This is a genomic window from Thermoplasma sp. Kam2015 (genome assembly GCF_003205235.1).
Taxonomy (GTDB): domain Archaea; phylum Thermoplasmatota; class Thermoplasmata; order Thermoplasmatales; family Thermoplasmataceae; genus Thermoplasma.
Window position 1 is genome coordinate 1 of record NZ_QJSM01000028.1, and the last position, 14,524, is coordinate 14,524.

Annotated in this window: 18 protein-coding genes; 11 read left to right on the plus strand and 7 right to left on the minus strand. The window is 43.3% G+C overall.

All coding sequences use genetic code 11. The features are described from left to right. The 3 genes from DMB44_RS06440 to cobS form a co-directional block, all read left to right on the plus strand. A partial coding sequence (locus DMB44_RS06440) for an RNA-guided endonuclease TnpB family protein (protein WP_110642002.1) occupies positions 1-691 on the plus strand: 691 nt, incomplete at its 5' end. A 39-nt stretch (positions 692-730) separates the two neighbouring features. Next, positions 731-1,762, plus strand: a complete 1,032-nt coding sequence (locus DMB44_RS06445; protein WP_110642004.1) for a pyridoxal phosphate-dependent aminotransferase — start codon at positions 731-733, stop codon at positions 1,760-1,762. Next, positions 1,759-2,526, plus strand: coding sequence for an adenosylcobinamide-GDP ribazoletransferase (cobS, locus tag DMB44_RS06450; RefSeq protein WP_110642006.1), 768 nt, complete (start codon positions 1,759-1,761; stop codon positions 2,524-2,526). The genes DMB44_RS06445 and cobS overlap by 4 nt, the downstream gene beginning before the upstream one ends. On the opposite strand, the gene cgi121 is transcribed toward cobS, so the two are convergent. The 6 genes from cgi121 to DMB44_RS06480 form a co-directional block, all read right to left on the minus strand. Then, on the minus strand, positions 2,469-2,897 hold the full coding sequence (cgi121, locus tag DMB44_RS06455; protein WP_110642008.1) for a KEOPS complex subunit Cgi121: 429 nt from the start codon (positions 2,895-2,897) through the stop codon (positions 2,469-2,471). The genes cobS and cgi121 overlap by 58 nt on opposite strands. Next, positions 2,887-4,860, minus strand: coding sequence for an ATP-dependent protease LonB (gene lonB, locus DMB44_RS06460; RefSeq protein ID WP_201796945.1), 1,974 nt, complete (start codon positions 4,858-4,860; stop codon positions 2,887-2,889). Before lonB ends, cgi121 begins: the two co-directional genes overlap by 11 nt. A 167-nt stretch (positions 4,861-5,027) precedes the next feature. Further along, on the minus strand, positions 5,028-5,369 hold the full coding sequence (locus DMB44_RS06465; RefSeq protein ID WP_110642010.1) for a putative transcriptional regulator: 342 nt from the start codon (positions 5,367-5,369) through the stop codon (positions 5,028-5,030). 49 nt (positions 5,370-5,418) lie between these two features. Continuing rightward, the gene (locus DMB44_RS06470; protein WP_110642012.1) at positions 5,419-6,723 is read right to left on the minus strand and encodes a nodulation protein NfeD; all 1,305 of its coding nucleotides are present in this window, start codon (positions 6,721-6,723) and stop codon (positions 5,419-5,421) included. 12 nt (positions 6,724-6,735) lie between these two features. Beyond that, positions 6,736-7,182 carry a YbhB/YbcL family Raf kinase inhibitor-like protein gene (locus tag DMB44_RS06475; RefSeq protein WP_110642014.1) on the minus strand — a complete coding sequence of 149 codons (447 nt, stop codon included), beginning with the start codon at positions 7,180-7,182 and terminating at the stop codon, positions 6,736-6,738. Between the two features lie 23 nt (positions 7,183-7,205). Further along, entirely contained in the window at positions 7,206-8,438 is a 1,233-nt protein-coding gene (locus tag DMB44_RS06480; protein ID WP_110642016.1) for an MFS transporter, read from the minus strand. Positions 8,439-8,863: 425 nt separating this feature from the next. On the opposite strand from DMB44_RS06480, the gene DMB44_RS06485 reads away from it, so the two are divergent. The 8 genes from DMB44_RS06485 (at position 8,864) to DMB44_RS06520 (ending at position 14,221) form a co-directional block, all read left to right on the plus strand. Next, positions 8,864-9,391, plus strand: a complete 528-nt coding sequence (locus DMB44_RS06485; protein ID WP_110642018.1) for a nucleotide exchange factor GrpE — start codon at positions 8,864-8,866, stop codon at positions 9,389-9,391. Between the two features lie 6 nt (positions 9,392-9,397). Further along, positions 9,398-11,242 carry a molecular chaperone DnaK gene (gene dnaK / locus DMB44_RS06490; protein ID WP_110642020.1) on the plus strand — a complete coding sequence of 615 codons (1,845 nt, stop codon included), beginning with the start codon at positions 9,398-9,400 and terminating at the stop codon, positions 11,240-11,242. A gap of 16 nt (positions 11,243-11,258) precedes the next feature. After that, the gene (gene dnaJ, locus DMB44_RS06495; RefSeq protein WP_110642022.1) at positions 11,259-12,356 is read left to right on the plus strand and encodes a molecular chaperone DnaJ; all 1,098 of its coding nucleotides are present in this window, start codon (positions 11,259-11,261) and stop codon (positions 12,354-12,356) included. A 129-nt stretch (positions 12,357-12,485) separates the two neighbouring features. Then, entirely contained in the window at positions 12,486-13,064 is a 579-nt protein-coding gene (locus tag DMB44_RS06500) for a DNA-directed RNA polymerase (protein WP_110642024.1), read from the plus strand. Beyond that, entirely contained in the window at positions 13,061-13,255 is a 195-nt protein-coding gene (gene spt4 / locus DMB44_RS06505) for a transcription elongation factor subunit Spt4 (RefSeq protein ID WP_110642026.1), read from the plus strand. Before DMB44_RS06500 ends, spt4 begins: the two co-directional genes overlap by 4 nt. After that, positions 13,233-13,733 carry a DUF359 domain-containing protein gene (locus DMB44_RS06510; RefSeq protein WP_110642028.1) on the plus strand — a complete coding sequence of 167 codons (501 nt, stop codon included), beginning with the start codon at positions 13,233-13,235 and terminating at the stop codon, positions 13,731-13,733. The genes spt4 and DMB44_RS06510 overlap by 23 nt, the downstream gene beginning before the upstream one ends. Positions 13,734-13,744: 11 nt before the next feature. Beyond that, a complete protein-coding gene (locus DMB44_RS06515; RefSeq protein WP_110642070.1) occupies positions 13,745-14,044 on the plus strand; it encodes a 30S ribosomal protein S24e in 300 nt (99 codons plus the stop codon). A 9-nt stretch (positions 14,045-14,053) separates the two neighbouring features. After that, a complete protein-coding gene (locus DMB44_RS06520; RefSeq protein WP_110642030.1) occupies positions 14,054-14,221 on the plus strand; it encodes a 30S ribosomal protein S27ae in 168 nt (55 codons plus the stop codon). On the opposite strand, the gene DMB44_RS06525 is transcribed toward DMB44_RS06520, so the two are convergent. Further along, positions 14,216-14,518: a DUF2175 family protein gene (locus DMB44_RS06525; RefSeq protein WP_110642032.1), complete on the minus strand. Its 303-nt coding sequence runs from the start codon at positions 14,516-14,518 to the stop codon at positions 14,216-14,218. The two genes, DMB44_RS06520 and DMB44_RS06525, sit on opposite strands and share 6 nt — an antisense overlap. Positions 14,519-14,524: the final 6 nt, after the last annotated feature.

The following is a 14,524-nucleotide window of genomic DNA, read 5'->3' on the forward strand; positions in this document are numbered from 1 at the left end:
CTCAGAGAACTCCGTTGGCATAGATCTAGGCATCGAAAAATTTGCAACCTTATCGAATGGTATAGCAATAGAGAATCCAGGATTCATAAAGAAGGTAGAGAAAAGAATAAAGCGTCTTCAAAAACAGCTATCAAGAAAGCAGAAAGGATCGAAGAATGGAAGCAAGCATATACTTAAATCACAGAAGGAGTACATGAAGCTGAGAAACATGCGTGAAGACTTCCTTGATAAGGTATCTACTGCGATAGCCAAGCGGTACGATACCATCATCATCGAAGATCTGAACGTATCAGGCATGTTTAGAAACCACCATATTGCAAAGAGTCTAAGTGATGTTTCTTTCTATTCCTTCAAGCAGAAACTGGAATGGAAAGCAGAAAAATATGGAAAGAATATAATAGAGATAGGAAGGTTCGATCCATCATCTAAGATATGTTCATCATGCGGTAACATAAAGCATGATCTGAAGTTATCAGATCGCATATATCATTGTGATGTATGTGGTCTTATCATAGACAGGGATCACAACGCATCAAAAAATATAAGGAAGATTGGACTTATAAAAGTAGGGCTGGTGCGGTCCGAACTTACGCCTGTGGAGATCGCAACATCGGGCTTGTACGGAATATATCCGTACAGGCAGAGGCCGGTCGTTGAAGCAGGAAGCTCCGATGCTTCAGCTGAGGAATAGCTCACAATATGTTGCGAATAATCAGATAGAGGTGGGAGAATGAAAGCCGTGGAATTCAGATGGTTGAATTTTCTGGATAAATACAAATCATCGGCAAAGCACAACCTCTCTAACAGTGGCCTACCCGAACCGGATCTTAAGGAGATGGGTATAGACGCGGATTATGAGGAGTATTTGAATGATAAGACTGATCATGAGGCTGCACTTCGCGATGCAATCGCTGAGAGGTATGGTGTGGAAAGGGACAGCGTGCTGATAACAAACGGCGGAACAGAGGCAATATTTCTGGCCTCGGCCTTCATCAGCATATATTCCAGGCGAATCATCGTCCCATTGCCAGAATATGAGCCCATTTTCCTTGTACCGGAATCGCTTGAAAGAGAAGTGGAAAGGGTAAAACTGGAAAATATAACACGTGCAGCTGATGAAAGAGACAGCCTATCAATGAGCCTGCCAAACAATCCCACAGGAAAATATAGCGATATCGCCGAACATATCAACAGGGTCAAAGATTCTTATAAGTATGTATATCTGGACGAGACCTTTCACGATTTTATAGAAGATAAAAATGCATCGATCTATGATGGCTCAAAGAATCTTATCGTTTCGAATACCATGACTAAGTTCTTTGGTCTCAGCAGCCTCAGAGTTGGATGGATAGTATCACATCCAGAGAACATATCTGGGATGAGAAGGTTGAAGGATCTCACCACGATCAACAACGCAAAGTTCTCACTGTATCTTGCAAGAAAATCTTTGGAAAGATGGGAAAAATTCAGGAAAAGGGCCCTTGATGTAGTGAAACGAAATGCAGAAATAGCGCTGAAGGAGATATCAGAGTTCGGTCTATACGACGATCATTATGAGGGCGCACCCTTTCTATTCGTAGGAGACGGAAAATTAAGATCGGAAGAACTAACAAAGAAAGCTGTAACAGATTATGGGATATTGGTAGCGCCCGGTTCCTATTTTGGTCTGGATGGTTACCTCAGAGTATGTCTTACGTCGTATGAGATCAGAAATGATATAGATGCATTCAGAACATTTGCCGAAAGAGAGTTAAAGAAATGAGCGGATTCAGATCAGCATTTTCGTTCTTCACCATATTGCCCATAAAGGGTGAACTAGAACCTGATCTCATAGCATACCTACCATTTGTATCACTTTTTGATGCTGCAGTTGGCGTGTCGTTGTATGTTGCGGTGTATAGATACTCGATCCTAATGGCCTCGTTCCTCTCCATATCTTCTATATATATGCTCAATGGTTTGAATCATGTAGACGCTGTGACCGATACTGGCGATGCCCTGATGGTCAGAGATAAGACGAGATTAAAGGATGTTCTCCTTGATCATCATATAGGTGCTGGCGGTCTCTTCGTCTTCCTTTTCATATATCTCCTGTCCTTTATCTCACTCTCAGCCACCAGACCATATATGGCCATTGCCTCCATAATAACGGCAGAGTTCTTGTCCAAATCAACTATGATGCTGATACTGCATAGATCAAGACCTTTATTTGAGGGGATAGGCAGCGCATTCATCGATATGTATAAACGGCATCCTTATGCTTATACGGCTGAATTCTTGATCATACCGATGGCAATTTCTCTGATCTTTCCAGCAGCAATTATCCTTGCCACTGTTCTCACGTTACTTTTTTATGTTATACTTAGAAAGCTGCTTAACCTCAAATTTGGGGGGATAAATGGGGATATTGCAGGGTTTACTGGTGAAACTGTCAGATCAATTCTCATATTCACGGTATTTATGTTATCTCAATCCAGTATGCTGTCTACATACGACATTCTCTCGAAGATCATATCATTGCTGTGATCATGCGGGATAGGTAAATCGTTTTCTGAGATGTACTGAAATGCATGAAGGAAATCGGATATATCTGAATCATCTTCGTATACAACGGCGAATGAAGCGCAATCCTGTTGAATTCCGCATTGTTCCATGGCATCCTGAATCTGATCGCTTCCGGAAAGATACATCAGTATGAGTATGCCAGGATCACGTATCCTGCTTCCATTCTCCGATCGCCTCAATGACCTTTCGATGGCCGAAGCTAGATGAACCTCTGAAACTATACATTTGCTCCGTATAGGTTGGAATATTCCCTTTCTTGATCGAACAAAATTGACGATATCAGAAATATTCAATTGACCGTTTGATCTAAAAAATTTAACTTTAAGCCGCATTGTTTCCTGCCCTGGTCGTTGCAGTGGTTGCTGGTCTCTGCGGCTTTATTATCTTTGCTGCATTTATCAGGTTTGATATTCTGTCGAAGAGCTTTTCCTTCTCAGGCGAATTGACGAGGGCCACCCTCAATACATCCTCTATGGTCTTCGCTGGGATGATCTGTATCTTATTTATATGCTCTGCATCAAGTATTATGTCGTTGTAGTTCAGATCTGGTACTATGACCTTGTTCAATCCTGCTTCTATTGCGGCTTCAACCTTTGCAGTTACTCCACCCACAGGCAAAACATCTCCTCTAACGCTAAGGGAACCGGTCATTGCTACGCTCTGATCCACTGGTATATTTTCAATGGCAGATATCACCGCAGTGGCTATTGACACGCTTGCCGAATCGCCTTCCACACCCTCATATGTGCCAACAAACTGTATGTGAATATCCATATTGGATATGTCCTTCCCCGTCAGCTTCTTGAACACGGCCGAAACGTTGAGAACAGCTTCTTTCGCTATATCCCCAAGCTTTCCGGTTGCTATTATATTACCAGCCCCTTTATGCTCAGCCGGCGTGACCTCAGCAACTATCGGTAGAACAACTCCAGTATATTCTGACATGCCAGTATCAGCGCCGACCACCGCCAGGCCATTCACCATTCCGACAACGCTCCCCTCAGTCCTGAATGTCTTGTATATCTTCTTTATCTCTATGGATCTATCTGCTATCTGCTGTTCAAGAGGCTTGGCGAGATTCTTTGCAGCTATCACATCTGCAGCAGAGACAACGGTTTTTTTCTGGCTTACAGCAATATCACCAGCTACTCTAACGAGACCGCCTAGTTCCCTAAGCCTCAATGTCAGTTTGTTTCTCCTGCCTGACCTCTTCTGTGCTTCCTTTATTATCTCAACTATAGCGGATTTATCGAAATGAGGTATCTTTTTATCTTTCTCTACCTCCTGAGCTATGAACTGAACAAGCTTCCTCCTGTTCTCGTCGTTATCATCCATATAATCGTTGACCACAACCTCATAACCGTATCCCCTTATCCTAGATCTCAGAGCGGGATGCATGTTCCTTATGGCATCGTAATTTCCAGCGGCCACAAGAACAAAATCACACGGCACGGGCTCAGTCTGAACCATAGCACCTGCGCTTCTTTCGCTCTGCCCAGATATGGGATACTTCTTTTCCTGCAATGCCGTAAGAATTGCCTGCTGATCCTCCGGCCTTAGCAGGTTTATCTCATCTATGAAGAGAACTCCCTTGTGCGCCTTATGTATATTTCCTGCTTCTACTCTTTCATGGGCTGGCGTCTCTAAACCACCAGATTGAAACGGGTCATGCCTCACATCGCCAAGCAATGCACCAGAATGAGCTCCGGTCGAATCGACGAACGGTGGCTTATCGTTTGGGCTGTGAGATACAAGCAGCTTTGGAACCATGGCCCTTTCATTTCTGATCACGGGGTTGAATGCCATTGCCATATAGAGGAACGCAGCTGCCATTATCGCAAAGAATATCAGCGTTATAGATCTTAGTACAATAGCTGCTATTATTCCAAGCAGAACTACTGAAAAGATGACAAACATTATGCTTCTTGATCTGTCCCGCTTCTCTCTCTCCGCCTTTATCTGATACTGTCTCACTATTTCCTTGCCCTTTCCAGCGGGAACGGTTTTGATCTTTGGTTTATTTGGATCTTCAGGATTAGGAAAAACGAGAATATCTTCAAGTTCACTCTTGGGCAGGAAATCTACCATTGACTGTGCGAGCATTGATTTCCCGGTACCCGGTTCCCCAATCAGGATCACGTGCCTTCTCTGCAGGGCTGCCTTCTTTACTATTTCGCCAGCCTGATCCTGCCCGATGACCTGATCAAAAAGGAGTTTAGGTACATGTATATCCTTGGTCGTCTCTATGTCTAATTTACTGACCCACTCCTCGACGCTCTCAATGTTTTCTTCCACAACTTCATAATCAAAATTTCATAAATAAGTCTTTCCTAAATTAGAACGGTTAAAATGTCGCTATAGTTGAGATCTTAAAACCAATATTTCACAGTGAAGAGAACACATACCGTTGAAATTGATTCGAAAAATGAAATATAAAAAACTAATGGCAAAACAAAAAATCCTTAACCGATTTCTACAGTATACACTTTCTTGTCGCTGAACATGTTTTTCATATTTCTTACTTCTTCAACTATCTCTGGATTTATCTTAAAGTATTTGAATCCATTCTTGGACTGCTCCACTATCACAAGGCCCAGTCCAATCAGGCTCTCTTCGCCAGTATACCTAACACCTAACCCTTCAAGACAGCCTTTAACATTCGATGGATCTGATTTAACTGCCCTTGAGATTTCTGAAAGGTAGGATCTGTATGGGTATATGGAGAGAAGATAGAAAAGAACCTTTCTCCTGAGTTCGCTTCTATTTAATGATCTTAATATGTTCCCATCAACCATCGGTTCCATAAATGAAGATGACATAAACTATATTTAAATTTTTTTAGTATATACTGCATCATTTAATTTTCACCTGTTCTTCCTCCACCTTCTCCACCACCAGTATCAGGCCCTCCCTGCCAACTATCTTCACTTTCGACCCTGCCGGTATACTGGAAGTTGTACTGGATCTGGCCTGCCATTCTATTCCATCCACTGAGACCCAGCCCTTGTCGTCTATATTGCCCACAGCATATCCAAACTTCCCAATGAGGGATTCAGCACCAGTCCATTTTCCTCTGTATTTGAAGGCTCGAACTATACGACGTATATAAAATGCTAGAAATCCAGCAACAATAACTATGAGTATGGATGTGAGTACGTCGAACGTTGTGAATGGCGATGGTGAATAACCAGGATTAGATGAATAATACGGAGAAGCAAGAAGAAATGTACCGATAAGACCTACAACCACTCCCGATAGCAGTGCGAAGCCGTGACCCATCTTGGCTTCAAGTATTATAAGGACGGATCCAAGGATTAACAGCAGCACTCCTACTAGGGATGCTGATATCAGCTGAAGACCAAGAAAACCGAGGATGAGCAGTGTAATACCAATAACCGTCAGAATCACGCTCCCATGATAAATATCAAGCATTATGGCTACGAAACCAAGTAATATAAAGATTCCGTCAACGTATGCGTTACTTAGAAAGCTGAGGAAATTATCATACGCAGAAGGATAAACCGCGATCCGGGGATAAGATGAGAGCGAAAGAGAAGCTAGGGCCCCAGTAAGTGAACCATATATACCATTTATAATGTGAATATTATAGGCCGTGGTATCATTATAAGCTGTATTGTTGCTGACCATAGAGTATGCAGCAGTTGTATTCCTCCCATGCTCTGCTGCCAGACTGACCATGTACTGCTCCATGGCGCTTTTTACGTGCTGTTCTTCAAGTGATGTTCCACCGACAACGATGGGGGTTGATGGCCCGATATATGTACCATTGGCCATGAAGATATAATCGGTTGCCATGGCAACATATGACCCTGCCGACGCAGCCATAGCGTTCTGAGGCACATACGTTATTGTTATTATGCCCCTTGCTTCTACGCTGGTTATGGCTGACACCATCTGGATCATGTCTTCCAATTCTCCGCCCGGAGTATTCATATCTATTACAACAGCGGCAGTGGTTGAATTGGATAAAGAGCTCAATGTGCTAGTGATCATTGCCGAGGATCCGGCATCTATAGCCTCATCAAGGTATATGACAACGACGTTCTTCTGGGGTTGAGCCTGAGAATTCGAAGATACACCTATGAGTATCATGATCGAAAAGAGAACGACGATTATTATGGGGATTCGATGATCCATCGATATAACAAATTAATGCTTCCTTAAATATGTACCCATATATTCTGCTGTGGCCACCACATGTCCGCTTATAGCATTATCAAACTCTCTTCTCTTCATCCCAGGCTTTTCAAGGGTTCTATCCAGAGCGAGGATCTTGAAATAATACCTGTGCGGCTTTCCAGGAGGTGGGCATGGGCCACCATATCCTTTGTTCCCAAAGTCATTTATACCGCTGAACACGCCGGATGACTTCAAAATTGAACCATCGATTTTTTTAGTTTTTACTGGAATATTGTAGATGATACAGTGAGTGAACAGCCCTGATGGGGCATCAGGATCATCAACTATAAGCGCAAGAGCCTTCGCCTCATCTGGAACTCCTTCTATCGTTATCTTAGGCATTTCATCTGATCCGTCGCAGGTAAACTTCACAGGTATCTGCGAACCATTGCTGAAATCTTCAACCTTTATCTCCATAATATTATATCGATCAACCAGTATTAAGCTTTATTGAGAACTCCAGAACTGCGCGAAACTCTCCTTACAAAACTGTTTCCCATGAAGACATAGGCCATTGCAGTAGCTAATGTGGCAACCGCGATCACCGTCCAGAAGGTGATAGTTGAACCTCTAAGGAGATAAAGAAAATAGAGGCCGAAAATAGTGCCGAAGAAGCGGCCAAAACTTGTAAGAAGGTTGTATGATCCGATATATGTACCTTTTTTATCGGCTGGGGCCAGAGTTGTTATGATAGTTTGAGTGGTTGGGGCCATAAAGTCCTCACCTATCGTGAATATGAGCATTGCTATCAGAAAGTATGCGAACGCGCTGTTGAATGCAAGCACCATAAATCCGGCCGCATAGTATACTGTTCCTATTCCCCTCCAGAAAACAGCGTTCATCCTAGATGACATTAGCCTCAAGATCGGCATCTGAAGGGCAATAACAGCCAGTCCATTCACAGAGTATATCAAACCTATGTCTATTAGAGGAAGGGCCTTAAGATCAAATGCATAAACCGTCAGTGTAGGCCCATTCTGTCTGAGGGTAAACCCAAGTACCACGCCCACGATTGTGAAAAGAAAAAAGAACCTATCAGATTTGAAGATCTTGAACTTTATCTCCTCTTTATTAATATTCCTGATGGTATAGGTCTCCTTGACGTTGAAATAAAGCATGAACAACTCTGCTATTGTGAGGACAGACGCAAGGATAAATATATATGAGAAATTTATGGAGCTCAGTATACCGCCGATGAGAGGCCCGATTGCAGCTCCAAGATTGGCGAGTATTCTTATGAGTGTATATCCGGAAAGCCTCTCACTCACGCTTGTTATATCTGCAACTGCAGCTTCTATTGCAGGATACTGTAGAGAATTCAATATTATGGTTCCATACCAAGGTAGAATGAGATATATGAACTGCAGATGGTAAAATACGGCAATAAACATCAAAAAGTAGAATATACTCGCTGGTATTGGGATTATTATCAGAAATGACCTTCTTCCGATCCTGTCGGTCCACTTCCCAGCATAGTACTGGACTATGGCCATTATAACAGCGGATGAGCCAAGTATGAGCCCTGTCAGAAGGAATGAAATATGGTATATACTTATGAATATTAAAGGGAGGAATATGAATGCAGATACTCTTCCTAATGCGCGTATGAATCTTGAAAGCCCCAGATAGAGAACCCTCCTATCCAGAGATCTAAAACCATAAGAATATACCATACTTTATATCCTGATTGCTTCCTATATTTTAACCTCTCCCCAATATGCGATATCCTGAAATAGAAGGGTGAAGATGCCAAATCGAAGATCATCAAGAATACGTTAGATGATCATCTCAGTTGGGAGCATCTCAATTCCAGTTGATTGAGAATTTATCGGCAGTTATGTCCTGAGCCAGGTTATGGAAATGATGATACAAACATTGCGAATTCCCGTGATATCAAACTTGATGCCATGAAACGCGTGTGCATGAATAGATCTTCAAATCGAATATGCAGCTATTCAGAGGTTCTCTCACAGAAGAGATTAATATATGGTTATGATCGAAATTCTTAAAGAACCTTCCAAAATATTGTGCGGGATCAATGATCATTGCGAACAGGATTCTAACTATGTTTATATAGAAGAACAAATATACCTGATAGATGCTACCGTCACCATCCGAATACACCAAAAATCCAATAAAGATTGAAATGCAAAGGAGCTTGGAAAGGAACAGCAGGGTTTATAAAGAGATGTTCAATGATGCACAGAAAAAATATTCAGATGCCATCGAAAAGTTAACTAAACTAACCGATGCATACCTCAGAGAAAAGACAGAGGTTGAAAATTTCATAAAGATCAAGGACCGCGAAGTAGAGCTTTCAAAGAAGAATGCGAACGAAAAATTGCTAAAGGACTTTCTACCTGTTCTTGATTCAATAGATGCAGCAATACAGGCAGAAAAGGATAACAACCTGATAAGGATCAGGGATCAGATGCTTGGAGTGCTTTCCAAATATGGTCTCAAACCGATCAAGGCAGAGGGGAGCAGATTCGATCCATATCTTCATGAGGTGGTCGGTGTTACGGCAGATGGTGAGGATGGCATGATAAAATATGAAGTTCAAAGAGGATACACCCTTAACGATGGGGTGCTCCGCACATCGAAAGTGATCGTTGTTAAAAGGTGATGGTGAATGTCAAAAATAATAGGTATTGATCTGGGTACAAGTAATTCAGCTGCTGCAGTAGTTATATCAGACAAGCCGACTGTTATTCCTAGTTCAGAGGGCGTATCTATCGGCGGTAAAGCCTTCCCAAGTTATGTAGCATTCACAAAAGATGGACAGATGCTGGTGGGTGAACCGGCCAGAAGACAGGCTCTGCTGAACCCTGAGGGAACGATATATGCCGCGAAGAGAAAGATGGGTACGGATTATAAATTCAAGGTATTTGATAAGGAGTTCACTCCACAGCAAATATCTGCTTTCATACTCCAGAAGATAAAGAAGGATGCTGAAGCTTTCCTTGGTGAACCCGTAAATGAGGCGGTTATAACCGTGCCCGCATATTTCAACGATAATCAGAGACAGGCAACAAAAGATGCTGGGACGATAGCGGGTTTTGATGTTAAGAGAATAATAAATGAACCGACGGCTGCCGCCCTTGCGTATGGCGTGGACAAAACAGGAAAGTCGGAGAAGATCCTCGTATTTGATCTTGGCGGTGGTACCTTAGATGTCACGATAATGGATTTCGGTGAAGGAGTATTTCAGGTCCTATCCACCTCTGGCAATACCCAGCTTGGAGGAACAGATATGGATGAGGCCATAGTGAACTACATAGCAGACGATTTCCAGAAGAAAGAGGGTATAGACCTGAGGAAGGATCGTTCTGCCTATATAAGGCTGAGAGATGCTGCAGAAAAAGCCAAGATCGAGCTCTCTACGACCCTATCCACAGATATAGATCTGCCGTATATAATCGTGACAAACACAGGCCCGAAACACATAAAGATGACCCTTACAAGGGCAAAGCTGGAAGAGCTCATATCTCCAATCGTAGAGAGGGTTAAGGGCCCAATCGATAAGGCACTTGAAGGCGCAAAACTGAAGAAGAATGAGATAACGAAACTGCTCTTCGTGGGCGGACCGACAAGGATACCCTATGTCAGGAAATATGTTGAGGATTATCTTGGGATAAAGGCAGAGGGCGGAGTCGACCCAATGGAAGCGGTTGCCATTGGCGCTGCGATTCAGGGTGCAGTCCTGAATGGCGAAATAAAGGATATAGTTCTGCTGGATGTCACTCCGCTTACACTGAGCGTTGAGACACTCGGTGGAATAGCCACTCCAATAATACCGGCAAACACAACTATACCGGTACGTAAGAGTCAGATATTCACTACGGCGGAAGACATGCAGACAACGGTAACAATCCATGTGGTGCAGGGAGAGAGACCGCTGGCCAAAGACAATGTTTCGCTGGGAATGTTCAATTTAACTGGCATAGCTCCAGCCCCCAGAGGGATTCCACAGATAGAGGTCACGTTTGATATAGACTCCAATGGTATTCTCAACGTGACAGCAGTTGACAAGGCAACTGGCAAGAAACAGGGTATAACCATAACTGCATCTACAAAACTCTCCAAAGAAGAGATAGAGAGGATGAAAAAGGAAGCCGAACAGTATGCAGAACAGGACAGAAAAGCCAAGGAGGAGATAGAGCTACTGAACAACGCAGAATCTCTGGCATACAGTGTCGAGAAAACTCTCAATGATGCTGGTGACAAGGTTGACAAGGAGACAAAGGAGAAGATTACAAATGAGGTCAAGGATCTGCGAAAAGCCATAGAGGAGAAAAAGGTGGATGACGTGAAAACGCTGATGGAAAAGCTTTCAAAGGACATACAGGAAGTCGGAGCAAAGATGTATCAGCAGGCCTCAGCCGGCACGCAGCAGAATACACAGACAACTGGCGGTCAGAGCACAGGATCCTCAGATGGCAAGACTGTGGACGCAGAATACAAGGAGAAAAGCTGATTGAAAGAACGATAAAATGGCTAAGGACTATTATAAGATACTCGGTGTAGACAGGAACGCTACCGACGAGGAGATTAAAAAGGCGTTCAGGGAACTAGCCAAAAAATGGCATCCTGATCTCCATCCGGAAAATAAGCAGGAAGCGGAGGAAAAATTCAAGGAGATCAGCGAAGCCTACGAAGTCCTGTCTGATCCCCAGAAGAGGAGAATGTACGATCAGACAGGAACCGTTGACTTCGGAGCCGGCGGAGAGAACTTCAACTGGGATAATTTTACCCATTACAGCGATCTGAACGATATTTTCAATGATATATTTGGCGGAAACTTCGGATCTGATTTCTTTTCTGGATTTGGACGTGGGCAGCGAGAAGAGAGATATGATCTGGATCTCTATACGAACCTTGACATAACGCTCGAAGATGCATATTACGGCACAGAGAAGAGGATCAAGTACAGAAGGAATGCCATGTGCCCGGATTGCAACGGAACGGGAGCAAAAGACGGCAAACTAATAACATGTCCCACCTGCAATGGAACTGGCCAGCAGAGGATAGTGAGAGGCCAGGGTTTCTTTAGAATGGTAACTGTTACGACGTGCCAGACATGCGGTGGTAAGGGACGGATACCTGAACAGAAATGCCCGAGATGCAACGGCACTGGTACGATAGTCGTAAATGAGGATATATCGGTAAAGATACCGAAGGGAGCCACTGATAATCTAAGACTGAGGATACAAGGAAAGGGCCAGTCATACAATGGTCGCACTGGGGATCTCTACGTCGTTCTAAGGGTGAGGAATGATAGAAACGTACAGAGAATAAACGATGACCTGATGATAGATCAGAAGATAAACTTCGCTCAGGCCGCTCTAGGAGACAACATAGAGGTCAGCCTGTTCAAGGAGAAATACAGTCTGAAGATACCAGAGGGCACCCAGCCAGGAGAAGTCCTGAGGATAAAGGGAGCCGGGATGCCTCATCTCAATGGGCACGGTAGTGGCGATCTGCTTGTTCGTATAAATGTAGAGGTACCGAAAAGGCTCACACAGAAGCAGAAGGATCTTATAAGGGAGATCTTCGACCTTAAGGAGAATCGTCATTCCTGGTTTCATTGAGCGTATGTAAAGTTAAAAATAATGCTGACGACAAAATTAATTATTATGTTAGTTATATCACTGAAGCTTCGATGATTGTAAAATATCATGTATCTTTATTCATGAATATGAATATTGTGAGGGATAAACGTGTACATGTTGGTTGAGGATAGATATATTGCTAGGGTTCCACCAGAGATGTTAGGTGAAGATTATGATGTTGCGGTCAGGGAAGTGACAAAAAGATCCCTAGAGGGCCGCCTTGTGGATGTCATAAATGAAAGAACCTCACAGAATGAGGGTAAATATCTTGTCATATCAGTTCTAGAAACAGAATCAATAGGTGAAGGTACCATAGTTCATGGAGATGGCGGTGTTTATCAGGAAGTAAGATACAAAGCATTGGTGTATTATCCAGAGATGCAGGAGATCGTGGATGGAGAGGTCGTGAGCGTCCAGAAATTTGGAGCCTTCATAAAATTCTCATCGTTTGAGGGATTGCTACACATAAGTCAGATAATGGATGACCGAATAGACATAGATCTTGAGAATAAGAGATTCATAGGAAAGGAAACGAAGAGGGATCTGAAGGTCGGAGATCGTGTTCGTGTGAGGATAGTTGCTATGAATCTTGCATCATCATCAATAGGCGACAGCAAGATCGGATTCACCATGAAACAGGTGGGACTTGGAAAACTTGACTGGCTGGCAAAGGAGGCATCACAATGAAAGTGCAGTACAGGGCATGCAAAAAATGCAAGAGACTTACGCCGGAGAAAACATGCCCAGTGCATGGCGACGAGAAAACAACAACCGAATGGTTCGGGTTTCTTCTCATATCTGAACCAGAACTTTCTGCGATAGCTAAAAGAACAGGAATAACTGAGCCTGGTATGTATGCTATCAAGGTCAGGCAGTAAATTCATAGTTACCGAAGAAGCAAGACTGAAGATAAAGGGCAGAAATGGAAGAATAGTTAACCCTGAGGATGTAAAGGTTCTTTCAAGGGATCGCCCCGTTGCTGCCGTGGGCGATGTTACAGTCCAAAATCTGAAAAATGCCGGTGCAAGGCTGGATCTTGAAGTGGTTGATCTCAAGACAAAGCGAGGGGAACTATCCTTCTCGCATGAGGAGGGAAGTTTAACAATAGTGAATGAACCTGGCACAATATCTTTTGATCTTATAAAGTCAATACAGACCGCTCTCTATGAACATAAGCATACCAGGATAGAGGTCATTGGAGAGGAAGATCTAGCTGTTCTTCCGATAATTTATTATGCTGATCTGGATACGGTGATTGCCTATGGCATACCCGATGTCGGTATGGCCATTCTGACTGTGGACTTCGATCTGAAATGCAATGTGTGTGAAGTTCTCAGAGAGATGGCCATTGCTTGAAGGTGAATGGTATGGTGGATCTGATAATTAAGGAAAAAAGGGATAATCCGATCCTGAAAAGGAAGGAGATAAAGTATACCCTGAAGTTTGAAAACAGCAGGACCCCCTCGAGAGAGGAGATCAGAGAGATGATGGCAAAGCACGAAGGAGTCGACAAGGAGCTGGTCATCGTAGACAGCAATAAACAGCTGACTGGAAAGCATGAGGTTGATGGCTATGCAAAGATATACGCTGATAAGGCTAGCGCCATGCTCTATGAACCCGATTACGAACTTATAAGAAACGGGCTCAAGCAGAAAGAGGCAAAGTGAGGGATCCTGATGCAGAAGAGAGAACTTTACGAATTGGCAGATGGAAAACTCGTACGCAAACATCGTTTCTGCCCAAGATGCGGCCCTGGTGTTTTTCTGGCCGAACATGCGGACAGGTATTCATGCGGTAGATGCGGATACACCGAGTTTAAAAAAGCAAAGAAGAGCAAATCATAACTCTTCCATCTTTTTTGTTATATCACCAGCCAGCTTTTCATAAGCCTGTATGCTCTGGCGTTTAGCCTCTGCCGCCGATTCTTTCTGTGTCTGAATGCTCATAGCGTTTAACAGAGCCTGAAGGCTGTAATCCAGCAGCATGGCGAGAGTCCTGAATTCTTCCTCCTTACTTGGATCGATGTTCTGCCTCTTTGAGGACACATAGCAATCGTAATGCACCGATCCCTTCTTCGTGAAGGTGAATTTTTCTCCAGTCTTCACAGTACTATTGCAAACATAGCATTTGAATTCTGCCATAAATCT

Bases quoted from the DNA above. Each gene is read 5' to 3' on its own strand.
- DMB44_RS06510 (WP_110642028.1), top strand. From the start codon at position 13,233: ATGCTATCAAGGTCAGGCAGTAAATTCATAGTTACCGAAGAAGCAAGA.
- dnaK (WP_110642020.1), top strand. From the start codon at position 9,398: ATGTCAAAAATAATAGGTATTGATCTGGGTACAAGTAATTCAGCTGCT.
- spt4 (WP_110642026.1), top strand. From the start codon at position 13,061: ATGAAAGTGCAGTACAGGGCATGCAAAAAATGCAAGAGACTTACGCCG.
- DMB44_RS06445 (WP_110642004.1), top strand. From the start codon at position 731: ATGAAAGCCGTGGAATTCAGATGGTTGAATTTTCTGGATAAATACAAA.
- DMB44_RS06475 (WP_110642014.1), bottom strand. From the start codon at position 7,182: ATGGAGATAAAGGTTGAAGATTTCAGCAATGGTTCGCAGATACCTGTG.
- dnaJ (WP_110642022.1), top strand. From the start codon at position 11,259: ATGGCTAAGGACTATTATAAGATACTCGGTGTAGACAGGAACGCTACC.
- DMB44_RS06520 (WP_110642030.1), top strand. From the start codon at position 14,054: ATGCAGAAGAGAGAACTTTACGAATTGGCAGATGGAAAACTCGTACGC.
- DMB44_RS06470 (WP_110642012.1), bottom strand. From the start codon at position 6,723: ATGGATCATCGAATCCCCATAATAATCGTCGTTCTCTTTTCGATCATG.
- DMB44_RS06515 (WP_110642070.1), top strand. From the start codon at position 13,745: ATGGTGGATCTGATAATTAAGGAAAAAAGGGATAATCCGATCCTGAAA.
- cgi121 (WP_110642008.1), bottom strand. From the start codon at position 2,897: ATGCGGCTTAAAGTTAAATTTTTTAGATCAAACGGTCAATTGAATATT.
- DMB44_RS06465 (WP_110642010.1), bottom strand. From the start codon at position 5,369: ATGGAACCGATGGTTGATGGGAACATATTAAGATCATTAAATAGAAGC.
- DMB44_RS06525 (WP_110642032.1), bottom strand. From the start codon at position 14,518: ATGGCAGAATTCAAATGCTATGTTTGCAATAGTACTGTGAAGACTGGA.
- DMB44_RS06485 (WP_110642018.1), top strand. From the start codon at position 8,864: ATGCTACCGTCACCATCCGAATACACCAAAAATCCAATAAAGATTGAA.
- cobS (WP_110642006.1), top strand. From the start codon at position 1,759: ATGAGCGGATTCAGATCAGCATTTTCGTTCTTCACCATATTGCCCATA.
- DMB44_RS06480 (WP_110642016.1), bottom strand. From the start codon at position 8,438: ATGGTATATTCTTATGGTTTTAGATCTCTGGATAGGAGGGTTCTCTAT.